Origin of the sequence: Shewanella alkalitolerans, assembly GCF_019457575.1 — a bacterium.
In the GTDB taxonomy this organism is placed as follows: Bacteria; Pseudomonadota; Gammaproteobacteria; order Enterobacterales; family Shewanellaceae; genus Shewanella; species Shewanella loihica.
This window is the reverse complement of record NZ_CP080422.1, coordinates 504,959-527,156: the sequence shown is the minus strand read 5'-3', so window position 1 is coordinate 527,156 and position 22,198 is coordinate 504,959. Positions and strand designations below refer to the sequence as shown.

The window sequence follows — 22,198 nt, the reverse complement described above, 5'->3', positions numbered from 1 at the left end:
TTAAATTAACGGCTTAATCGCCCCCTTGGTCCTGGCTTCACGATCGCAGGCACCATTTTGAAGACACTCATCTAACGCCTTCAACACATGGTCGATAAAGCGCTGGCTGGCGAGGCTAATGAAACGCCGCGACGGATAGACGAGGAAGCACTTACCCTCATAGGGCTCGATATCTTCAAATAGCATCACCAGCTTGCCATTTTCCACATATTCCCGGGCGATCGGCAGCGGCATCATGGCGATGCCACGCCCCATCAAGGCGGCCTCAAGACAGGTACTCAGGCTGTTGACACACAGGTTACCCGTTACCGACAGTATCCTGTCTTTGCCGAAGGGCACCTCGTTGAAGATCCTACCGTTGGGATAGCGAAACAGAATGGAGTTATGCTCGGGCAACTCCTCCGGCTTGGTGGGTTTACCCGCCCTCTCCAGGTATTCCGGGCTGGCATAGAAATGCACGAATTCGCTGATGATATGCCGCGCCACCATCTCATTCTCGTTAAACGCATCTTCGAGCATGAAGGCCAGATCGATGTTGTTGCGGATCATATCCTTGGGCTCTGAGCTGACGATGATCTCCACCGTGAGCGCCGGATTAAGATCCATAAACTCGAATATCGCTTGAGTGATATACAAGAGCTCGGGGATCGGAAAGATCAGTATTCGTAGATGGCCGGTAACCGCCGCTTCCTTCCCCGACAGCTCGGAGAAGGTCTGCTCCAGAGTCGCCAGCAAGGGCGTGGTTTTATTGTAGAAATGACTGCCCGAGGCGGTGAGAGTCATGGCGCGACTCTGGCGATGAAACAGCTTAACATTGAGCTCATCTTCCAGCGTCTGCAGGCGCCGACTCAGGGTCGATTTAGGCACGTTGAGGATATCGGCAGCCTCGACCAGGCTGCCTGTCTCGACGATGCGGTGGAACAGGGCAATATCTTCGGTTTTCATCACAGTCTCACTTCAATAACAGGCGGCAGACCCGATTCTGTTATTACTTTGCACACAGTCACCAGGGTAAATCAAGTTAATACAGTTTCAATTTTTGGAACTCACGGTTCCACATAATTCCATTTTAATAGATGTATCGCGCTGCTATCTTAGCCGCCATGAGATACACCTTGTCACAAATGATGGAGTTTACGATATGAAACCCCTTACCACGTCACTTTCACTACTCGTATTAACTCTAGTACTTGCCGGCTGCAGCACAGAATCTGCCGAGATCGCTCCCGAGAGTGTTCGTCCCGTTAAGCTGCTGGAGATCACCGAGTTGGGAAGCGGCACCCTGAGAAGCTTCCCCGCCAAGGTCGCCGCCACCAAGCAGGCAGAACTGTCGTTCAGATTATCGGGCCAGCTGGTCGAGTTCTCTCTGGTGGATGGCCAGCGCGTCACCAAGGGCGAGGTGCTGGCGCGCCTCGACGACAGAGACGCACGCAACCAGCTGCTTAACCGTGAGGCAGATCATGAACTGGCCCAGGCCGACTTTAACCGTAAGGGCGAGCTACTGCGTCAGGCGCTGATCTCCCAGGCGGAATATGACCTGGCCAAGGCCCAGCTGAAATCCAGCGCCGCCAACCTGGCCAGCGCCCAGGATCAGCTGAGCTATACGGTGATCAAAGCCCCCTTCAGCGGCACGGTCGCCAAGACCAAGATAGAGAACTTCCAGATAGTACAGGCCAACCAGCCGGTTCTGGTGCTGCAGAAAGATCGCTTCATCGACGTGGTGATCCAGGTGCCCGAGTCGCTGGCCAGCCGTGTGACCTCCTTTAACCCACACTCGCCTTCGCTGCCCATGGTGACCTTTAGCAATCACCCAGAGCAGCAGTATGCCGCGCGTCTCAAGGAGTTCGCCACTCAGGTGACGCCAGGCACCCAGAGCTACGAGGTGGTGTTTACCCTGCCGACCCCGACCGAATTTAGCGTGCTGCCGGGCATGAGTGCCCAACTGATCTTGGATATCGCCGGTCCCGACGCCAAAAAGAAAAGCGCCATAGTGCCGCCGAGCGCCGTGCTCAAGCGGGATCAAGACGGCGAGCCTATCGTCTGGACCTATGATCTGGGCACGGGCCAGGTGAGCGCCCGCAAAGTGAGCCTGGGTAAGGTGACCAGTCAGGGCATAGAGATCACCCAGGGCCTGGCGGTAGGTGACTGTGTGGTGGTTGCCGGTGTGGCCCAGCTGCACGAGAGTCAGCAGGTCAAGCCTCTGCGCTGGCAACGAGGTGTTTAACAGATGAATTTTGCCGAGTATTCGATCACCCACAAGGTGGTCAGTTGGATGTTTGCCCTGCTGCTCCTCATAGGTGGCAGTCTATCGTTCATGAGCCTGGGGCAGCTGGAATTTCCCGAATTTACCATTAAAGAGGCACTGGTCGTCACCGCCTACCCTGGCGCCTCGCCGGAGCAGGTGGAAGAAGAAGTTACCCTGCCCCTGGAAGACGCACTGCAACAGCTCGATGGGGTGAAACATATCACCTCGATCAACAGCGCCGGCCTGTCGCAGATCCAGATTGAGATGGAAGACAAGTACGACGCCGAGAAGCTGCCGCAGATCTGGGATCTGGTGCGCCGTAAGGTGAGCGATACCCAGGGGAGTCTGCCCAGCGGCGCCATGACGCCTCAGGTGATCGACGACTTCGGCGACGTCTATGGCATTCTGCTCAACCTGAGCGGCGACGGCTACAGCGAACGCGAACTGGAAAACTACGCCGACTTTCTGCGCCGCGAGCTGGTGCTGGTCGATGGGATCAAGCGCGTTAATATCGCGGGTATCGTCGACCAACAGGTGGTGGTGGAGATCTCCACTCAGAAGATCAACGCCTTAGGCCTGAACCAGGACTATATCTATGGCCTGATCAACAGCCAGAACGTGGTCTCTAACGCGGGGAGCATTCGCGTGGGCGACAACCGTATCCGCATCCACCCCACGGGCGAGTTCGACAGCGTCGAGGCGCTATCACGCCTGGTGGTGAGTGCGCCCAGTAGCGCCAAGCTGATCTACCTGGGGGATATCGCCAACATCTACAAGGCGATGGACGAGACCCCGAGCAACCTGTATCACAGCGGCGGCAACATGGCGCTGTCTGTGGGCATCGCCTTCTCCAGCGGCGTCAACGTGGTCAAGGTGGGCGAAGCCGTCAACCAGAAGATGATGGCGCTGAGCGACGAGCTGCCGGTGGGCATGACGCTCACCACAGTCTATGACCAGAGCAAGATGGTGGATCAGACCATCAACGGCTTTCTGGTAAACCTGGCAGAATCGATCGCCATCGTGATCGGCGTGCTGCTGATCTTCATGGGGCTGAGATCTGGCCTGCTGATGGGACTGGTGCTGCTGCTCACCATTCTCGGTACCTTCATCATGATGAAGGTGCTCAATATCGAGCTGCAGATCATCTCGCTGGGGGCATTGATCATCGCCCTGGGGATGTTGGTGGATAACGCCATCGTGGTAACCGAAGGGATCATCATAGGCCTCAAGCGCGGCCAGTCGCGCCTGGAGACCGCCAAGCAGGTGATCACTCAGACCCAGTGGCCACTGCTGGGGGCGACGGTTATTGCCATCATCGCCTTCGCACCTATCGGTCTGTCGGACAACGCCACGGGTGAGTTTTGTATCTCACTGTTCCTGGTGCTGCTGATCTCCCTGTTTATCAGCTGGATCACCGCCATGACGCTGACCCCCTTCTTCTGCAATCTGCTGTTTAAGGATGGAGAGATCCCCGATGAGGCAGATAGCGACCCCTACAAGGGTTGGCTGTTCCAGCTCTATCGCGGCAGCCTGAGCCTGGCGATGCGTTTTCGCGGCCTGACCCTGCTGGTCGTGCTGCTGGCCCTGGTGGGCTCGGTGATGGGCTTCGGTCAGGTGAAGAACGTCTTCTTCCCGGCCTCAAACACCCCTATCTTCTTCGTGGATGTGTGGATGCCGGAAGGCAGCGACATCAAGGCCACCGAGGCGCTGCTGGGTCGTATCGAGCAGGATCTGATGGCGGAGCAGGCAAAACAGGATCTTGGCCTGGTAAACATCACCAGCGTGGTCGGCCAGGGCGCCCAGCGCTTCGTGCTGCCCTATGTGCCGGAGAAGGGCTACGCCGCCTATGGCCAGCTGCTGATCGAGATGACCAATCTTGAGACCCTCAACGCCTATATGCGTAAGCTGGAGCAGGACTTGGTACAGCACTATCCCGAGGCGGAATATCGCTTCAAGTATATGGAGAATGGCCCCAGCCCGGCGGCCAAGATCGAGGCGCGCTTCTACGGCGAAGACCCAGAGGTGCTGAGACAGCTGGCCCAGCAGGCGAGCGAGATCTTCCTTGCCGAGCCGAGCGCCACCAGCGTGCGCCACAACTGGCGTAATCAGGTGACCCTGGTGCGTCCACAGCTGGCACTGGCTCAGGCCCGGGAAACTGGCATCAGCAAGCAAGATCTGGATAATGCCCTGCTGACCAACTTCAGCGGCAAGCATGTCGGCCTGTATCGCGAGAACAGCCATCTGCTGCCGATTATCGCTCGCGCGCCGGCCGATGAACGTCTCAATGCCGACAGCATCTCGGCGCTGCAGGTGTGGAGCACGGAAAACAACGTCTTCGTGCCCATCTCTCAGGTGGTCAGCGACTTCACCACTGAGTGGGAAGATCCGCTGATCATGCGCCGCGACCGTAAGCGAGTGATCTCTGTGCTCGCTGACCCGGTGAACGGCGGCAACGAGACCGCAGACTCGGTATTTAGAAAGCTGCGACCTAAGGTCGAGGCCATCAGTCTACCTGCCGGCTATGAGCTGGAATGGGGCGGCGAATATGAGACCTCCAGCGAGGCGCAGCAGTCGGTATTTAGCTCGATCCCACTTGGCTACCTGGCGATGTTCCTCATCACCGTGCTGCTGTTTAACTCGGTCAGGCAGCCCCTGGTGATCTGGTTTACCGTGCCGCTGGCGCTGATCGGTGTGGTCTCTGGCCTGCTGCTGTTCGATGCCCCCTTCAGCTTCATGGCGCTGCTGGGCCTGCTGAGTCTGACCGGGATGATCATCAAGAACGGTATCGTCCTGGTGGATCAGATAAACCTCGAGCTGAGCCAGGGTAAGGAAGCCTACCGCGCGGTATTCGACTCCTCGGTGAGTCGTGTGCGTCCCGTGTTGATGGCGGCGATCACCACCATGCTGGGGATGATCCCCCTGCTACCGGATGCCTTCTTCGGCTCCATGGCGATCACCATCATCTTCGGCCTGGGCTTCGCCTCTGTGCTCACCCTGGTGGTGCTGCCGGTGGCCTACACCCTGGTCTTCGGCATCAAGGTGCCTAAGGCGCAATAACCCCTTTCCATTTCGCTTCCCGGCGTGCCCGGCTCGAGAGAGTCGGGCTTTTTCTTTGTTTCATCTCGGATTAGCGGCAAGCTGGATTTACACCCGCTCACCACAGGCACCTTGTCTCACTCACCACACAGGAGGATTAGGCGCGGCGGGACTATACTTAAACCGTACATAATACAAGGTTATTGGGAGGATACTATGTATGCTCATCACTCCATCAACAGGCGCCTGTTACTGGTGGCAGCATTGGCCGCCACGGCGCTACTGGGCTGTGAGCGGCCGGTGAGCTTCTCATCCGAAGTACAGCCCATACTCAACGCCTCCTGCATCAGCTGTCATTCGGGTGCAGGCGAAGGCATGGCAAAAACCCATCTGGCACTGGATAGCTATCAGGGCGTGATGCGCGGTACCCAGCTTGGCCCCGTCGTGGTTCCCGGCAGCTCAGCCTCCAGCACCCTCTATCTGGCGATCGACCATAAGGTCGACAGCAAGATCCAGATGCCGCCCCACCACAGTGATAAATTTGCGCAAGGCGAAGGAAAGCCCCTCAGCAGCGAGCAGATCGCCCTCATCAAGCGTTGGATAGATGAAGGCGCGAAACAGAACTAAGATTCCACCTGCTGACCACCGCCCCGAGGCGGTGGTTTTTTTTCTGCTTCACAAATAAACAGCGCGGGTGTAGCTTGCATAAAAATTAATCCATAAGACTAAACAGGCCCAAAAGAGCTGTTATCATCAGACTCACTTATAGGCCACTTAGTTGGACACGCCCATGGCTCGTCTGTTTTTGCTCACCCTAATTGCAGCCAACCTGCTCATCACCGGACTGCTGACCGGCTGCGCCAATCATCACGGCCAGGCCCAAGATCAGTCCCAAACTCAGGCTCAGTCCCAAACTCAGTCTCAATCTAGTCTCCAGGCAGAGAAGCAAGAGTTGGGGGCCATGGTGCAGGCGCTGCAGCAGGCAATTGCCAGCCCATCGCCCGAGCAGCTAGAGGTGATCGCCCGCTACGGCACGGATTCGCGCTACTATGTGATGGTGCGTGGCTGGCTGGTGCAGGAGCTGAGCGGCATTGAGAGTCAGCTCGCCGCCCATGGCGACGGGGCACCCGAGACTATGCGGGCCAAGGCCGAACACCTCAGGGCCGCCATCAGGCGCATCGACATGGAATAGTTCAGCCACTAATGTGTAGAGGCTGAAACCAAACAACTCAGAAGCGAACATTATGAATAAAGCCATCATAGCCACCCTGCTTTCGGCCTTCGTCTGCCCGGGTTCGGGCCACTTCTACCTCAAGCGCTATAACGCCGGGACGCTGATCTCCTGCATCAGCCTGAGTGGCCTCGCCTACCTGCTGTATCAGGCGGTCAACCGCGCCGTGACGGTATCGGACCAGATTCTGTCGGGGGAGCTGCCGCTGGACTATGGCGCTATCTATGCCGCCATCAGCCAGGCACCCCAGGGTGGTGAGGCCTTCTGGGTCGAGGCCGCCACCTGGGCCTTCATCCTCGGTTGGCTCATCGGCATCATAGACGCCTATCGCCAGGGCAAGAAGCTGATGCGCCTGGAGGCACAGCAGGGCGAGACGCACGCCGAGGCTAACCGCTAGGGTTCAAGAGACTGGCTCAAATGACCGACTCAAATCCTTAGCTAACTCTGCAAAACAACCGCAAAAACAGCCATAAAAAAAGGAGCCTAAGCGGCTCCTTCACAAGATCAAAAATGCTTTAGCTCTGTTTCCTGGCCGCTTCCGTGCGCGAGAAATCGTGCTGAGTCGTTCTCGGCTCAAGCTCAGTTTCATCGGCGGGAGGATTGTCGGCGAAGCGATACTCACTGTTGGCGGCGGTCGTCTTGGAAAAATCATGACGACTGCTTGAACGCTGCACCTGATCCAGCTGCGCACTTGAGTTGTTGGCAAAGAGATAATCGGCTCTTGCCGCGGCGGTCTTCGAGAAATCCGGTCTCTCGGCAAACGCCTGGGTAGTAAGTAGTAGAGAGGCTAAAGCTAAGGTCGTGCTGGCTAACAACTTCATCATGTACTCCAATCTTATTGACCACAATTAGCTAACAAAGATACTAACCTAAACCCCACATTTTTTGAACAAGATCACAGTAAGGCTTGCAAATTGTTACACTTTTTGCATGGCAATCCACCCAGCAGCAAATTTGCTATTTGAGTGATTTGCTGGGTAAACTGACTTGGTTGCAGCGGCCCCCAAGTCTATTTGCATGGCAAGTGCGCAATGCACAGCAAATATGGCAAGTCGGGCAGATATGGCTAGCAAGACCCAATGACGCGTTACGGATAACCCTTAGCCCCAGGCTAAGCAGACAAGGAAACAAACATGTCGCACCTGATCAAACTGGCGGCCCTGGTGGCTGCGCTCTACTTTGGCTACCAACACTGGTTTGCCCCCTACCCGCTGCAAACCTATCGCCTCACCTCTGTGCCCGTAAGCCTTAAGCTGTTGCCTGATCCTAAGGTGCTGCACAAGCAAAACACCCAAGTGGAATTCGAGTCCCTCAATACCCAGAAAAAGGCCGATGACAAGCTCACCATGTTCGTGATGACCTTCAAGTCGTCGATGGAACGCTTCGAGCCAGAGGACTTAGAGTTTCTTCCGTATGAGATGGATAAATACACCGCCATGGCGGGGCCTGAAGTCGCCGCCATTCTCGAGGAGTTGATCCTCAGCAAGGGCTATATCAACACCAACGGCATGCGCGGCTACGAGGTAGAGATGCGTCTTCCCAAGGACGATACCCGCATGCTGCAACACATCTATATCATCGACGACCACCTATTGCTGCTGATGGCCAGCTATCAGTCCAGCCGCGAAGAGCAGACCGCCCGCAACTTCCTCGATTCGGTGCAGCGCCTCTAGCCTGCCGGCTCGGGAAAATTTAGACCATAAAAAAGCCCCGCGATGCGGGGCTTTTAGCTAATGTAACAGAGCTTAAATCGGCGAGCCCGGCGGCATAGCCAGCGGCTTGTGGATCAGCTTGTGCTTGCTATCCTTCAGCCCCTTCTCCAGGCCATCGAGCAGCCATTGATAGTGAGCTGCCTCATAGTCGCTGCTGCGCTTCACCAGTCGGCTGAGCTGCTTCTGGGCGAAGGCCAGACGGCCCGCCAGCTGCGCTTTCACCTCGGGCGAACTCGTCGCGTCGTGGTAGCTGGCCAGCAGGGCGTCGAGCACCACGGCGTTGACCCGCATCCATACCCCCTGAGCCTGACCGTTAGGGGCATCGGCAAACACTGTCTTGGCCAGCAGCTTGTTTACCAGAGTGACGACGGAGAGCTGCTCCTTGTCGGCAAAGTAGCCCTGATTGACGCGATTGAGTCGCATCGGCTGCAGCAGCTGCCCGCAGGTGTGACGACTCAGCACCTCGGCCATGCCGATAGGGTCGATCACCACGCCGGTGGCGCTATCGAAGCTCTCGCGGGTGGTGCCATAGTTGCCCGACTTAGGCACCAGGGCATCGGTCACCTTGGTCGGCAGCGCCAGGGCATCCACGCTCAGGCTCTGCAGCAGGGCCTCCAGCGCATTCTTTTGCAGCTCAGGCGCCATATAGTGCCAGCTGCGCCCACCCTCCTGGGTGGAATAGGTATAGTCGGTGCCGCCGATAAACTTGGCAGCGGCTTCTATCTGATAGCGGGTCAGCAGATAGATGGGCACGAAGGCATCGCGCAGCTCGCCATAGGGCTGGCCTTGCAGCAAGGCGGCATCGCTAAAGCCATCGATGGCCACCTCACGCACCTTGGCCAGGCGGCTCAGCTCGGCCACAGGATCCTGGCCATTGTCCCACAGGCTGGCGTAGGCATGGCTGGCACCGGCGCGGCGCGAATCTGCCTCGCCGATATATCTTAGCCCCTGACGCTCCACCGCCTGCATCAGCTCGGTCAGCTTAGCCTGTTGATCCTCCGGGCTAAACTGACCATAGCCATAGGCTACAGTAAACTTGTCCCAGGCACCGACGCCCTCATCATAAGGGGCAGAGATATCTATCTTGTCGCCCTTGAGGGTCGCCTTGGGATGCGGGTAATCCATCACAGAGGCGTTATCGTTACTCGACGCCGCAAAGTTATGATCCAGGCCTAAGGTGTGGCCCACCTCATGGGCTGACAGCTGGCGAATACGCGCCAGGGAGAGTTCTGTCACCGCCTCGGCGGCTGCCTCTCTGTCTTGCCAGCCTGCGGTGAGGCCGCGAGCGATGAGGTGATCTTGCCTGACGCGCTGACTACCCAGGGTCACATGGCCCTTGATGATCTCACCTGTGCGGGGATCGGCGATGGCGCTACCGTAAGACCAGCCGCGAGTCGCCCTGTGTACCCATTGGATCACGTTGTAGCGAATGTCCTGAGGATCGGCATCTTCCGGCAGCAGCTCTACCTTGAAGCCGTTGATAAAGCCCGCCTCGTTGAAGGCGGTCTCCCACCAGCGAGCTCCCTCTAGCAGGGCGCTACGAATGGGCTCGGGCACACCGGGATCCAGATAGTAGATGATAGGTTTCACCACCTCGCTGGGCGCATCCCCCGGGGTGACCTTCTGCAGGCGATGACGCAGCAGATGGCGCTGCACTATGTCTTTGTCGATTGGCGCGCCGTAATCCAGATACTCATCGGACAGGTAGCCACTGTTGGGGTGATAGGACCTGGGCTGGTAGTTGTCGTCCGGCAGCTCGACGAAGGAGTAGCGCATCCGCAGTGACATCTGTTTGCCGTCTGGGGTGACCTCGGCCACCTGAGGCCCGGCCTTGGCGCCCTTGAAGGTGAGCAGCACGTCTACATCGCTGTTACGCTCGAAGGATTTCACTCCCTGAGGCAGGATGAGCGAGGTCTCCTTATCCAGCTGATAATGGCCCTGCTTGGTCTGCTCCAGGGTGTCGGCTATGCCGTGCAGGTCTCGCAGTACCAGGTCGTTGATCGATACCAGCGCCTGCTTGCCTTCCAGCACCTTGCCGCGCCAGAGCACAGATTCGGCGAAGGCCTCTTTGACTGCCCGCTGCTCTGCGCCGTTGTCTGTGGTCGCCCGGTAACGGGTGTTGAGCTGTTTCAGAATGAGATAGGGGCCGTGGCGCTCAAACTGCACCAGGCGGGTCATCCCCAGCTGGCCGCGATCCAGGCCGATATCGTTAGAGCCCACCCCATGGGGCAGGCTGGTGACCAGCAAGAAAGGCTGATTGAGGCGGGTCGCCTCCAGGTAGAGATCGCCCGAGCCTTGCTGATAGAAGAGGTTGATAAAGCCTTTGGCGGCCTGGCTACTCTTGATCACCTTAGCGCTATTTTCGACGGCGAGCAGGGGGTCAGTCGGGACCAGAATGAGGGCAAGGGCCAGCGCGAGTGTAGAGGGTCTCATGTTATCTCCTTGCTGAGACTTTTAATGGGAGACTTAGTTGTTCAAATATTATGCGTCTCGTGAATATCAGTCACTTAGCTTAACAGGTCTCAATTCAGGCTCAAGTGCAAATAATTCACGCCGTATCATAAGCCTCTCCGCCTTGTTAGCCAGCGGAGCGATAGGCACAAAAAAGGGGCCAGGGCCCCTTCTCTTCTCGCACATGCGCATTGCATTGTCTGATTAGTGACGCACTATCCACTGGGCCAGGGTGTCGAACAGCTCGTTGAGCACGATAGGCTTAGTGATGTGGGCGTTCATGCCCGCCGCCAGGCTCTTCTCGCGATCCCCCGACATGGCGTGGGCCGTCATGGCGATCACCGGCAGCTCCTCCTTGGTGTAGCGCTTACGCAGCTCCTTGGTGGCCGTCAGACCGTCCATCACTGGCATCTGAATATCCATCAGCACGGCGTCGTACTGCTTGGCGTCCACCATATCCAGGGCCACCTGACCATTCTCGGCCACATCCACCTCGTAACCCGCGCTCTTGAGCAGCTCGGTCGCCACTTGCTGGTTGATGAAGTTGTCTTCCACCAGCAGGATCTGCCCTGTGCCCGTGGCGTTGCCTTCCACCGGCAGCGCGGCCGCCGGATTGATCTTAGGCTTGTCGATGAAGGCGGCGATGATCTCGTCGAACAGGGCCGAGGCCTTGAACGGCTTCTGCAACATGGCGTAGATGTCGAGATCGTCCAGATCTTCCTTGAGTGGCTCCGAGGCATAGGCGGTCATCATGATGATCACCGGGCGCTTCTCCAGGCGGCCGTCGGCCACCATGGCGTCCAGCGCCTTGATCACCTCGACCCCATCCATCTCTGGCATCATCCAGTCCAGCAGCAGTAGATCCACCGGCCTGTGCTCCAGCTTGTATAGCGCCTCGGCGCCGTTGGATGCTGTGTCCACGTCGAAGTGGAAGTCACGCATGGCGGTAGAATAGATCTGCAGCGCCGTGGGGTTGTCGTCCACCACCAGCGTCTTCAGGTTGCCGATCACCTCGGGCACGATAAGCGGCTTCACCTCGGCCTCTTCGGCGATCTCGAAGCTGATGGTGAAGCTGAAGGTACTGCCGACCCCCAGCTCACTCTGCACCTGCATGGTGCCGCCCATCATGGAAACCAGATGTTTACTGATGGAGAGACCCAGACCCGTGCCGCCGTACTTGCGGGTGGTCGAGCCGTCGGCCTGGGCGAAGGCGTCGAACAGGCTCTCCTGCTGCTCCTTGCTGATCCCTATACCGGTGTCGCGTACCCAGAACTTGAGGGTGATGCGGTGATCCCGCTCGCCCACATCTTCACAACCCAGCTCAATCTCGCCGCTCTGGGTAAATTTCACCGCATTGCTGAGCATGTTGATCAGCACCTGACCCAAACGCAGGGGATCTCCTTCGAGGATAAGCCCAGCGGTGACAGGAGCATACAGCAGCAGCTCGACCCCCTTCTCCTGCGCCTTGAGGGCGTTGAGATCCAGGGCGTGGTCCAGCACCTTATCCAGTGGGAAGGCGACCCGTTCCAGCTCAAGCTTACCGGCCTCGATCTTAGAGAAGTCGAGGATGTCGTTGATGATGCGCAGCAGTGACTGGGCCGAGAAGCCCGCCTTATCCAGATAATCCGCCTGCTGTGGCGTCAACTGAGTGCGACTGGCCAGCTGCAACATACCGATAATGGCGTTCATCGGCGTGCGGATCTCGTGACTCATGTTGGCCAGGAACTCACTCTTATAGAGGTTGGCCGATTCGGCGTCCTGCTTGGCCTCCAGTAGCGCCACCTCGTTGCTCTTATGACGGGTAATATCCTTGTGGGTACCCACCATACGCTTAGGCTGATTGTCCGAGGTGAACTCCACCACACGGCCACGGCTGAGCACCCAGTGGTACATGCCGCTCTTGCCGCGCATACGGAATTCCACGTCGTAGGCGCCGATAGGATCCGCCAGGTATTGCTCGCGATACTCCTGTACCCGGATGCGATCGTCTGGATGCACCAGCTCGTCTATGGTGGAGACCAGGGCCGGGAATTCGTTGCTCTTATAGCCGAGCATAGAGTAGTAGGCCGGGTTACAGATGATCTGCTCGGAATCCAGATACCAGTCCCACAGGCCATCTTCTACCGCGTCCATCGCCAGGTGATAACGCTCCTCCGACAGCCTGAGCTGCTCGGCCGATTCATACTCTCTGGTCACGTCACGCCACACGGCGATCAGGCCTAGCAGCTCGCCACGGCGGTTGTAGAAAGGCAGCTTGAGGGTATCGAGCAGCACAGGCTTGCCCGCCAGCTCCACCTTCTCCTGATAGCGCAGCGGCGTGCGCTCGGACAACACCCGCTCATCCTCGGCGCGGATCCGCATCGACTGCTCGTTGCTGGTCATGGTCTGGGAATCCTGGCCTATCATCTCACTCTCGGTATACCCCAGCATGCGCTCGGCGGACTTATTACAGCCTAGGTACTTACCTTCTTTATCCTTGAAGATGATCGCCTCGGGGATGGAGTCCAGCAGGGATCGCAACAGGGCGTATTCCCGCTCTCGCCGCTCAGTTGTCTCCTTCAGGCGCTCGGTGCGCCGCGCCACCAGGTTATCCAGGCGACGATTCTGCTCCGCCAGGTGACGGGTATATTGCTGGTTCTCTTCGAAGATGCGACTCACCAGCTGGAACCAGGGCTCCCAGCCCTGGGTGATCTTGGCCGGTGGCTTGCGTGGCTCCTGAGAGCAGCCCTCCAGATGCGACAGCAGGCGCGACGCCGGGTTAACGAAGGAACGGCGGGTCTGCCAGTGCACTATGGTCACCAACACAGACAGGGCGATCACCACCAGCAGGAAGGTCAGCTCCAGCTTCTCCCAGGAGTCCTTAAACAGCTCGTTCTCATCCTGCAGATAGAGCAGACGCCAGGGGGCGTTTTGCAGCGCCACCGAGTGGATATAGTAGCCGTTGCGCATGATCCCCTCGTGGGCATCGAACAGCTCAGACTCGGGCACCGAGTGCAGCGCCGAGGGGATCTTCTGGCTGATATGGAAGACGCGGTTGATGTCGGCGGCGTCAATATCGCTGTGGGAGAGAATATTGTTCTGCTGATCCAGCAGGATAACCGTGCCCGGCATCTTGAAGTAGAGGCGGATCTGCTTATCCAGTGAGGAGAGGGTCATGTCCAGGTTGATGGAGCCGATAAACTCATCTTCCAGATAAATGGGCACACCGACCGTGGTCAGCAGCCCCTTACCGTTGGGCTCCACATAGGCGGGGCTCCAGGCCACGCTGCGCTGTGGGTTCATCGCTGGGGTAACCAGCTGAAACTGCTGTTTCTTCAGCAGCTCGTCGCGAAAACGCTGCTCGTCCGAGGGCCAGGGGTAGTAAGACATCATCCTATGTTTGGAGATGTAGTAGATGGAGGAAGCCTTGGGCGCCGCCTGTCGGGCCACCGGGAAGGAGAGGGAGAGCTCGAACAGCATCTCCAGCTCCTGATAAAACTTATCGCTGCGGCCATTGAGCGAGCCCGCGCCTGTGATCCGCCCCATATTGGTGAAGGGCTTGCCGCTCTGGGCATAGCTGGGCTCAAGGGTGAAGAACTGGCCGCTCTCGTTAAACTTCTCATACTGGGGCAGACGGTCGGTACGCACTAACTCACCCAGACGCAGATGATCCACCGCCACGTTGCGCAGGCTCTTCACCGCGCGGATACTGGATTCCAACAGGAGGTCGATCTGCAACACGTGACGCTCGACCAGCTCTTCGCGCTGATCCATCATCTGGGTCTTTTGACGCTCGAAGAAGATCCAGGCCGTCAGCAACGCCATGATGATCACGCCGATATAGGTATAGAAAACCGCGCGATTGTAGTTTTTTTGAATCGGAGACTTAAGCTGTAAGTCCGGCTCTGTCGACTTCATTGATTACCTTTGAAAACAAGCATCTGCCCTTGGACTAACCCGGGGCGGCGCATCATATTCTGCATATAGTATCAGGAAGCCAGCCCAATGGAATACAAAGGGGAGTCGCTTTTGCCAGAATGATCTCAGTCGTCAGGCTGGCACTGGGCCGGCGCGTTGGCGCAGACCCACAAGATCGCCCTTCTTTAGACAAAAGACTCCGCCATGGGAGCCTTTTGCCGTCGGTGGCCGCCTAAGCGGTTAGAGGTTTTCCTCGGCAAACTCTGCCAGGCGAGAGCGCACCACGCCGTTGAGGTAGACGTTGGCACTGCCGTCGAAGTTTTTAAAGCGCTCGACGATATAGGTGAGTCCCGAGGTCACCGCCGTCAGATAGTTAGAATCGATCTGCGCCAGGTTGCCGCTACAGATCAGCTTAGTCCCCTCGCCCATACGGGTGATCATCGTCTTGATCTGCGAGGCGGTCAGGTTTTGACACTCATCCAGCAACACCACAGAGTTCTGTATCGAACGTCCACGCATGAAGTTGATCGACTTAAACTGAATGTTAGCCTTGTCCATGATGTAGTTCATGCTGCCGCTGGGGTTAACGTCGTGCTTATGCAGCACCTCCAGGGTATCGGTAATGGCCGCCAGCCAGGGCGCCATCTTCTCCTCCTCTGTGCCAGGCAGGAAGCCGATAGACTCGGCGATCTCCGGCGTGTTACGGGTCACGATAACTTTATCGTAGAGGCCGCGCTCCACCACCATCTCCAGGGCCGCCGCCATGGCGAGCAGCGTCTTACCACAGCCTGCGGGGCCGGTGAGAATCACCAGATCGATATCGGGATCCAGCAGCGCCTGCATCGCCATCCCCTGATAGACGTTCTTGGGCTTGATGCCCCAGGCATCCAGGTTGAGCAGACGGTCACGGCCGAGATCCAATATCTCCAGCTCTTCGTCGTTGTTGCTCAGTACCCGGCCACAGAAGTTGGAGTCTTCATCGATAAGGTATTGGTTGGTATAGAAGTTCTCTTCACCCACCTCCTTAACAGGTACACGGTGTACCGTATGACGCCCCTGGGTCTCGGTGTTGACATGTTCCTTGCGCGCCCAGAAATCGCCCTCAAACTGGTGGAAGCCTTTGGTAAGAAAGCGAATGTCGTCGATTAGCTGGTCGGTGCGATAGTCTTCGACCAGATTGATGCCGGCGCCCTTGGCCTTGAGGCGCATGTTGATATCTTTGGTCACCAGCACCACATGGCGTGGGGCAAACTGATTCTGCAGATGCAGTGCGGTGTTGATGATGCGGTTGTCGTTGTTGTCGCCGGGCAGGGATGCCTGGGTAAATTCGAGTTGATGGTCGGGGAAGATAGAGAGGGAACCTACTGCGTCACCGTGTCCTTCACGTTTGGGTAAGGGCACCCCGCTGACAATCTCTTCTGGGGTGGTCTGCCCGCCGAGTATGTCTTCCAATGCACGAATGGCGACTCGGGCATCTCGGCTAACATCTCGTTTCCTGTCTTTGATCTGATCCAACTCTTCAAGGACAGTCATGGGGACTACGACATCATGCTCCTTAAACGAATAGATGGCTAAGGGTTCATGCAGTAACACATTGGTATCCAGTACAAACAACTTCTTGTCGTCTTGTTCCATGGCGCCTCCACTTGTGCGTAGGGTGTTATATTTGTAGTCAAGCGAGCTGAGCGGGTAATTAGCCTCCTTCTCTGTCAGTATAGTGACGCGCAACAAAGCACTTAGGGATTAAATCCATACTGACACCAAAATCTCACGGCTTCAACGGAAACTTGTCCAGAAAATCGCCCGACCCAATTCGAGACTGGTGGCCTAAAATGACATTAAGATGACAAGGCGGGCGGCGGCCGATCTGATTGGATAATTTGTAATCTAATTAGTATTTTTAACGAGGCAATTACGGGTCAGATATGTTCGACATCATAGTCTCGATTGGATAACATACGCGCCCTTTCGTGATTCACCCTGTAGATGAGAATTTGTAAATGCCCTTTTCCTTAGGTCAACGTTGGATTAGTGATACCGAATCGGAACTCGGTTTAGGTACTGTCATTGGACTCGAAGGCCGTATGGTCACCCTGATGTTCCCCGCCACTGACGAAAACCGCATGTTTGCCCGCGACGATGCCCCGCTAACCCGAGTGATCTATAACCCCGGCGATATCATTGAGAGTCACGAAGGATGGAGTCTCAAGGTCAGCGAGATCGAAGAGAAGAACCAGCTGGTGATCTACCACGGTATCCACACCGAGACCGGCGAAGAGGTCAGCCTCAGAGAGACGCTGCTTAACCACAATATTCGTTTCAACAAGCCCCAAGACAGGCTATTTGCCGGCCAGATCGATCGTCTGGACAGATTTGGCGTGCGCTACCAGAGCCAACTGCTGCGTCATAAGCTGGCCACCTCAGATCTGCTGGGCCTACAGGGTCCCCGCGTCGGCCTGATCCCCCACCAGCAGTGGATCGCCCATGAAGTGGGCCAGCGCTTCGCGCCGCGCGTCCTGTTAGCGGACGAGGTGGGCCTGGGTAAGACCATAGAAGCCGGCCTGATCATCCACCAGCAGCTGCTGACCGGCCGCGCCGAGCGTATCCTGATCATAGTGCCAGACACCCTACGCCATCAGTGGTTGGTGGAGATGCTGCGCCGTTTCAACCTGCGATTCTCGGTGTTCGATGAAGACAGATGCGTCGAGGCCTACGCCGATCACGACAACCCCTTCTACACAGAGCAGCTGGTGATCTGTTCACTCGAGCTGCTACGGAAGAAGAAACGCCTGGACCAGGCCCTGGATGCCGACTGGGATCTCATGGTGGTCGACGAAGCCCACCACCTGGAGTGGACCGAAGAGGCGCCGAGCCGCGCCTACCGCGTGGTCGAGGCCCTGAGTGAAGTGGTCCCCGGTGTGCTGCTACTGACCGCCACACCGGATCAGCTGGGCCACCAGAGCCACTTCGCCCGTCTGCGTCTGCTGGATCCGGATCGTTTCTACGACTATCAGGCCTTCCTCAAAGAGGAGGAGAGCTATAAAGAGGTGGCGAGCGCCGCCGATGCGCTGGCCAGCGGTAAGCGTCTTCCCGACGAGGCCGTTGCCAGCCTGACCGAGCTGCTCAACGAGAAAGATATCACCCCGGCGCTGCGTCTGATTGAAGATGAGAGCGTCGATAACGAACAACGCGATCAGGCCCGTAGCGAGCTGCTGCAGGAGCTGTTAGACAGACACGGCACCGGCCGCGTGCTCTATCGCAACAGCCGCGCCTCGGTGAAAGGCTTCCCGACCCGTATCTTCAACGCCCACCCTCAGACCATGCCGGCTCAGTATGAGACTGCCGCCAGGGTGTCTGACATGATGGGCGGCCAGACAGATCTGACCGCCAAGGTGAAACAGGCCCTGAGCCCAGAGAAGCTGTATCAGGCCTTCGAGAGCGATAGCGCCAGTTGGTGGAAGTTCGATCCTAGGGTCGACTGGCTGATCGATTTCCTCAAGAACCATCGCAGCAAGAAGGTGCTGATCATCGCCAGCCAGGCGGAGACCGCCCTGAGCTTGGAAGAAGCCCTGCGTACCCGCGAGGGCATTCAGGCCACCGTCTTCCACGAAGGTATGTCTATCATAGAGCGCGACAAGGCCGGCGCCTACTTCGCTCAGGAAAGCGGCGGCGCCCAGGCGCTGATCTGTAGTGAGATAGGCTCGGAAGGTCGTAACTTCCAGTTTGCCAGCCATCTGGTGCTGTTCGACCTGCCGCTGAATCCGGATCTGCTGGAGCAGCGTATCGGCCGTCTGGACCGTATCGGTCAGGCCAACGATGTCGAGATCCATCTGCCTTACCTGGCCAACACGGCCCAGGAAAACCTGATGAACTGGTACCACAAGGGACTGAACGCCTTCGAGCAGACCTGCCCTACCGGCCATATTCTGTTTAACGAGTTTTCCGAGGAGCTGCTGACCCAGCTGGTCTACCGCGACGAAGACAAGTTCACCCAGCTGCTCAACCACACCCAAAGCCGCTACAAGGCGCTGAAGAAGGCGATGGAACAGGGCCGTGACAAGCTGCTGGAGATCAACTCCCATGGCGGCGACAAGGCGCAAAAGTTAGTGGAGAGCCTGGCGGCCCGCGATCAGGACACCCAGCTAATCGGCTCAGTGATCCGCCTGTGGGACATCATAGGCGTCGAGCAGGAAGACAGCGGCGAGAACGCCATCGTGCTGCATCCGAGCGAACACATGATGTTCCCGACCTACCCGGGTCTGCCTGAAGATGGCATCACCGTCACCTTCGACCGTGAGATGGCGCTGTCACGCGACGATATCGCCCTGATCACCCAGGAGCACCCGCTGGTACAGACGGGGCTGGATCTGATCACCTCTTCTGAGACAGGCACCACCAGCGTGGCCGTGCTCAAGAACAAGGCACTACCTGCGGGCACCATCTTCTTGGAGCTGATCTATATGGCCGATGCCTCGGCGCCGCGTTCGAGCCAGCTCTACCGCTACATGCCACCGACCCCGGTACGTGTGTTGCTGGACAAGAATGGCAACAACCTGTCGCAGAATGTCAGCTACGAGAGCTTCGACAAGCAGCTGAGCGCGGTCAACCGCCATATCGCCAGCAAGCTGGTGAACGCCTCGCAAACCCTGCTGCATCCGCTGTTTGCCAAGGGTGAGGAGTTTGCCCAAGCGGCGATGAAGCAGCTGACCGAAGAGGCCAGCAACAAGATGACCCAGCAGCTCACCGCAGAGCTGGAACGTCTGGAGGCCCTCAAGGCGGTTAATCCCAACATTCGTGACGAGGAGCTGGAGCACCTGAAAAATCAGATGGTCGAGCTGGGCAACTACTTAGATGCCTGTCAGCTACAACTGGACGCCGTGCGTCTGGTGCTAGTCAGTCACGCCTAATCTGCCCTTAGCGCTACACCTCTTCCACTGGCACCGACCTCTAGTCGGTGCCAGCTTCTTCTGCATTTTGTCGCCAATGGCAAGCACTTAGGCTTATACTGACGCCATAGCCGAAGTAAACGCCCAATGACTTAGATGCCGATGACTCTACGCTCCACACTGCTTAGCCTTTCCCTGCTCGCTCTGATGAGCCTGGCCCTCTTTCCGGCTATGGCCTCGGCCCAGCGCAGTACCACACCGGATTATGATTACCTGCCACCTGCCGAGGTGGAAAAGATCACCCTGGGCGATGCTGAACAAGCTGTATTGGTGCGTCCCTGGCAGGGGCGAAATCAATATGGTGCGGCAGTCTTATTAGGAGATTTAGGCGAGGACGCCGACCCAGAGGGACTGCTAGCCTTTCTCAGGCGCGAGTTGACGCCCAAGGGCTGGGCGACACTCAGCATAGGTGCGCCTCAGGGCGCGGCGCAGCCTAATCATATTACCGACGCAGGTGAGATCCCTAAGCCTGGCGAGCAGCAACTAAGCCAGAAGAGTAATCAGAGTCTGCCTAAATACAGCCAGGAAGATTGGGCGGCGCTGAGGGAGCAACAGAAGACTGTGATGAGTCAGACCCTGGGTCAGCTCGACTCTCTCGGCAAGAGTTATCCGGGTAAACGCATACTGATCGTTACCGGCCAAAGCGCCGGCTTGGTTATCGAGATGCTGACGGCTGCAACGCTGCCGAGCCCAGATCTACTGGTGGTGATCAACCCCTACCTTGAGCAAGATGAGGAAAATCGCGATCTGCCAGGCAAGCTGGCCAAGCTGGCGCTGCCAGTACTGGATATTCAATCGCCGGACGGACTGCCCGCCTCGCTGGCGACTCAAAAGGCCCGCAAGGCCCTCTCTCCCCTAGGGGAGCCGCTGCGTTATGAGCAGCAGCAATTGGCGTTAAACCTGGATCAGCCCAGCGCCTGGCAGGATGTGCTAACCCTGGTGCAGGGCTTCGCTCAGCGCATCCTGCGGGCCTATCCCTAAGGCTTAGAGGTTTACTTCTTGTCTTTACTCAGCATCAGGGCCAGGGCGATCAGCACGACGATGACGCCCATGTATAGCAGCTCGAGCATTGAGGTGGGCTTCATCTCGGTAAAGTAAGAGAACACCTTAATGATCAACATCATAAGGATCACTTTACCCAGCTTGCTCTTGAGCGAGTCTATGCTGCTGATCACCAATATCTTGCCGCCGGCGACACTGTCTTCCGCCGCCTGCAGGTTACTGATAAACAGCTCATACAGACCGAAGGCGAAGATGAGCAGCACAGAGCCCAGCAGGAAGGTATCTAAGATCTCGACCACCACCATCACAAGATCGTTACGCACCTCGTAGCTGCCGGTCAGCACATAGTCCCACAGCAGGGCGACCATGTGGACCACGTCCTTCACCCCCATGATAAACACCACAAAGGCCGCCAGCACACAGGCAAACACCCCAATCATCACAGAGAGGCGGCTACTCCAGAGAAATCGTTCGAACCCTTGTCGCATTATCATGCTTTCCTTAATCAAAAATTTGGCAGCGGGATACTAGCGGGCCTCAGGGGCTTAGTCGCGCCTGGGGAAACGGAATGTGAAGCAGATCACATTGAAAATTACTTATGACTCATTCGCTTAGCGGCGACATCCCAATGTCGCCGACCTTAGCGATAAGGGTTCTGGTTAGCGCCACCAGGGCTGACGCGGCCGGTAGCGCCGCTCGGGATCTTTGGTCTGACGCAGGGCGGCAATCACCCGGTTCTTACCCAGCAGCAGGCGTACCTGGCTCAGGGATTCCCGGGCCAGCAGGCTGCGCTCACCGACGCGCCAGCTCTTGTTGATGCTGAACTTGATTGCGGCGTTAGCATCGGGGGAGGTTTTCGCCAGCCGCAAGGCCAGCGCCTCGGCGGCCTCGCGCGGCGCCTCACTCACCTGAGTCACCAGGCCATAGGCCTTGGCCTGCTCGGCATCGATCACCTCGGCGGTCATGGTGAGCTGCATGGCCACATCCTTACCTACCAGCTCCCGCAGGCCGACCAGGCCGGCCATGTCGGGCACCAGGCCCCACTTGGCCTCCATGATAGAGAGGCGGCAGTCTGGCGCGGCGATACGCATGTCGGCCCCCAAGGCTATCTGAGTGCCGCCGCCATAGCAGATCCCCTCGAGCACGCAGATCACTGGCACGGGCAGGCGGCGCCAGCCGATGGAGACCCGCTGCGCCAGGTTGGCATTGCCCGGCAGCCATTTAAACAGCAACTTAAACGCCTGCATGGGTGACTTCATCACGCTGGCCACATCCAGCCCGGAGCAGAAGTTGCCGCCACTGCCACTGAGGATCACCGCCCGCACGTCTCTGCGCCCGGCGATCACCTTCTGCACCTTCACGATAGAGTCGAACAGCGCATAGTTGAGGGCGTTGTACTTTTCCGGCCGTGACAGTTCTACCCAGGCGATGCCCTCGGCTATGGTCAGGGTGACGTGGGGATGTTGCATTCCTTTACTCCTCAATCGCTGCAGGTAAACTCTGCTACTGGTCAGTCCAGAAGGAATGTAACACATTTGGCAAATATCCCTAAAAGATATAACATAAGTCCGTTTTTTGACTGGCGTCAAAATATTGCCACTTAAGAGTTTACGGTTGTTAATCAAGCTGATAGATAATAACCTTTGGGCAAAGCTTGTCATTTACCTGCGCCGACATA

15 protein-coding genes are annotated in these 22,198 nt (G+C 57.5%); 8 read left to right on the top strand and 7 right to left on the bottom strand.

The annotated features are described in order from the left end of the window. Window positions 1-945: a LysR family transcriptional regulator gene (locus K0J45_RS02400; RefSeq protein WP_220044092.1), complete on the bottom strand. Its 945-nt coding sequence runs from the start codon at window positions 943-945 to the stop codon at window positions 1-3. Window positions 946-1,141: 196 nt separating this feature from the next. On the opposite strand from K0J45_RS02400, the gene K0J45_RS02395 reads away from it, so the two are divergent. From K0J45_RS02395 to K0J45_RS02375, 5 genes are all read left to right on the top strand, one after another. After that, complete coding sequence (locus K0J45_RS02395) at window positions 1,142-2,224, top strand: efflux RND transporter periplasmic adaptor subunit (RefSeq protein ID WP_220044091.1); 1,083 nt, start codon at window positions 1,142-1,144, stop codon at window positions 2,222-2,224. Between the two features lie 3 nt (window positions 2,225-2,227). Further along, window positions 2,228-5,302: an efflux RND transporter permease subunit gene (locus tag K0J45_RS02390; protein WP_220044090.1), complete on the top strand. Its 3,075-nt coding sequence runs from the start codon at window positions 2,228-2,230 to the stop codon at window positions 5,300-5,302. Between the two features lie 195 nt (window positions 5,303-5,497). After that, window positions 5,498-5,908, top strand: coding sequence for a c-type cytochrome domain-containing protein (locus K0J45_RS02385; RefSeq protein ID WP_220044089.1), 411 nt, complete (start codon window positions 5,498-5,500; stop codon window positions 5,906-5,908). Window positions 5,909-6,071: 163 nt separating this feature from the next. Further along, window positions 6,072-6,473: a hypothetical protein gene (locus tag K0J45_RS02380; RefSeq protein WP_220044088.1), complete on the top strand. Its 402-nt coding sequence runs from the start codon at window positions 6,072-6,074 to the stop codon at window positions 6,471-6,473. A gap of 52 nt (window positions 6,474-6,525) precedes the next feature. Further along, window positions 6,526-6,909, top strand: a complete 384-nt coding sequence (locus K0J45_RS02375; protein ID WP_220044087.1) for a DUF6677 family protein — start codon at window positions 6,526-6,528, stop codon at window positions 6,907-6,909. A gap of 118 nt (window positions 6,910-7,027) precedes the next feature. Here K0J45_RS02375 and K0J45_RS02370 read toward each other — a convergent pair whose 3' ends face one another. Then, on the bottom strand, window positions 7,028-7,336 hold the full coding sequence (locus K0J45_RS02370; RefSeq protein ID WP_258406748.1) for a hypothetical protein: 309 nt from the start codon (window positions 7,334-7,336) through the stop codon (window positions 7,028-7,030). Between the two features lie 309 nt (window positions 7,337-7,645). Here K0J45_RS02370 and K0J45_RS02365 point away from each other — a divergent pair, with 309 nt between their 5' ends. Continuing rightward, the gene (locus tag K0J45_RS02365) at window positions 7,646-8,185 is read left to right on the top strand and encodes a hypothetical protein (RefSeq protein ID WP_220044086.1); all 540 of its coding nucleotides are present in this window, start codon (window positions 7,646-7,648) and stop codon (window positions 8,183-8,185) included. Between the two features lie 72 nt (window positions 8,186-8,257). Here the strand turns inward: K0J45_RS02365 and K0J45_RS02360 are convergent, their stop codons facing one another. The 3 genes from K0J45_RS02360 to K0J45_RS02350 all read right to left on the bottom strand — a co-directional run bounded on the left by K0J45_RS02360 (window position 8,258) and on the right by K0J45_RS02350 (window position 16,207). Then, the gene (locus tag K0J45_RS02360; protein ID WP_220044085.1) at window positions 8,258-10,657 is read right to left on the bottom strand and encodes a zinc-dependent metalloprotease; all 2,400 of its coding nucleotides are present in this window, start codon (window positions 10,655-10,657) and stop codon (window positions 8,258-8,260) included. Between the two features lie 222 nt (window positions 10,658-10,879). Further along, the gene (locus tag K0J45_RS02355; protein WP_011864265.1) at window positions 10,880-14,572 is read right to left on the bottom strand and encodes a response regulator; all 3,693 of its coding nucleotides are present in this window, start codon (window positions 14,570-14,572) and stop codon (window positions 10,880-10,882) included. Window positions 14,573-14,812: 240 nt separating this feature from the next. Next, the gene (locus tag K0J45_RS02350) at window positions 14,813-16,207 is read right to left on the bottom strand and encodes a PhoH family protein (protein ID WP_144199915.1); all 1,395 of its coding nucleotides are present in this window, start codon (window positions 16,205-16,207) and stop codon (window positions 14,813-14,815) included. A 365-nt stretch (window positions 16,208-16,572) separates the two neighbouring features. Here K0J45_RS02350 and rapA point away from each other — a divergent pair, with 365 nt between their 5' ends. Next, window positions 16,573-19,479, top strand: a complete 2,907-nt coding sequence (gene rapA, locus K0J45_RS02345) for an RNA polymerase-associated protein RapA (RefSeq protein ID WP_220044084.1) — start codon at window positions 16,573-16,575, stop codon at window positions 19,477-19,479. Between the two features lie 135 nt (window positions 19,480-19,614). Beyond that, window positions 19,615-20,499 (top strand): DUF3530 family protein, encoded by an 885-nt coding sequence (locus K0J45_RS02340; RefSeq protein WP_220044083.1) that lies wholly within the window; start codon window positions 19,615-19,617, stop codon window positions 20,497-20,499. 11 nt (window positions 20,500-20,510) lie between these two features. On the opposite strand, the gene K0J45_RS02335 is transcribed toward K0J45_RS02340, so the two are convergent. Both K0J45_RS02335 and K0J45_RS02330 read right to left on the bottom strand, forming a co-directional pair. Further along, window positions 20,511-21,008, bottom strand: a complete 498-nt coding sequence (locus K0J45_RS02335; protein ID WP_144199921.1) for a YqhA family protein — start codon at window positions 21,006-21,008, stop codon at window positions 20,511-20,513. A 171-nt stretch (window positions 21,009-21,179) separates the two neighbouring features. Next, window positions 21,180-21,989 carry a crotonase/enoyl-CoA hydratase family protein gene (locus K0J45_RS02330; protein WP_220044082.1) on the bottom strand — a complete coding sequence of 270 codons (810 nt, stop codon included), beginning with the start codon at window positions 21,987-21,989 and terminating at the stop codon, window positions 21,180-21,182. Between the last annotated feature and the right edge of the window lie 209 nt (window positions 21,990-22,198).

Bases quoted from the DNA above. Each gene is read 5' to 3' on its own strand.
- K0J45_RS02330 (WP_220044082.1), bottom strand. From the start codon at position 21,989: ATGCAACATCCCCACGTCACCCTGACCATAGCCGAGGGCATCGCCTGG.
- K0J45_RS02360 (WP_220044085.1), bottom strand. From the start codon at position 10,657: ATGAGACCCTCTACACTCGCGCTGGCCCTTGCCCTCATTCTGGTCCCG.
- K0J45_RS02400 (WP_220044092.1), bottom strand. From the start codon at position 945: ATGAAAACCGAAGATATTGCCCTGTTCCACCGCATCGTCGAGACAGGC.
- K0J45_RS02390 (WP_220044090.1), top strand. From the start codon at position 2,228: ATGAATTTTGCCGAGTATTCGATCACCCACAAGGTGGTCAGTTGGATG.
- K0J45_RS02350 (WP_144199915.1), bottom strand. From the start codon at position 16,207: ATGGAACAAGACGACAAGAAGTTGTTTGTACTGGATACCAATGTGTTA.
- K0J45_RS02380 (WP_220044088.1), top strand. From the start codon at position 6,072: ATGGCTCGTCTGTTTTTGCTCACCCTAATTGCAGCCAACCTGCTCATC.
- K0J45_RS02370 (WP_258406748.1), bottom strand. From the start codon at position 7,336: ATGATGAAGTTGTTAGCCAGCACGACCTTAGCTTTAGCCTCTCTACTA.
- K0J45_RS02365 (WP_220044086.1), top strand. From the start codon at position 7,646: ATGTCGCACCTGATCAAACTGGCGGCCCTGGTGGCTGCGCTCTACTTT.
- K0J45_RS02375 (WP_220044087.1), top strand. From the start codon at position 6,526: ATGAATAAAGCCATCATAGCCACCCTGCTTTCGGCCTTCGTCTGCCCG.
- rapA (WP_220044084.1), top strand. From the start codon at position 16,573: ATGCCCTTTTCCTTAGGTCAACGTTGGATTAGTGATACCGAATCGGAA.
- K0J45_RS02395 (WP_220044091.1), top strand. From the start codon at position 1,142: ATGAAACCCCTTACCACGTCACTTTCACTACTCGTATTAACTCTAGTA.
- K0J45_RS02335 (WP_144199921.1), bottom strand. From the start codon at position 21,008: ATGCGACAAGGGTTCGAACGATTTCTCTGGAGTAGCCGCCTCTCTGTG.
- K0J45_RS02385 (WP_220044089.1), top strand. From the start codon at position 5,498: ATGTATGCTCATCACTCCATCAACAGGCGCCTGTTACTGGTGGCAGCA.
- K0J45_RS02340 (WP_220044083.1), top strand. From the start codon at position 19,615: ATGCCGATGACTCTACGCTCCACACTGCTTAGCCTTTCCCTGCTCGCT.
- K0J45_RS02355 (WP_011864265.1), bottom strand. From the start codon at position 14,572: ATGAAGTCGACAGAGCCGGACTTACAGCTTAAGTCTCCGATTCAAAAA.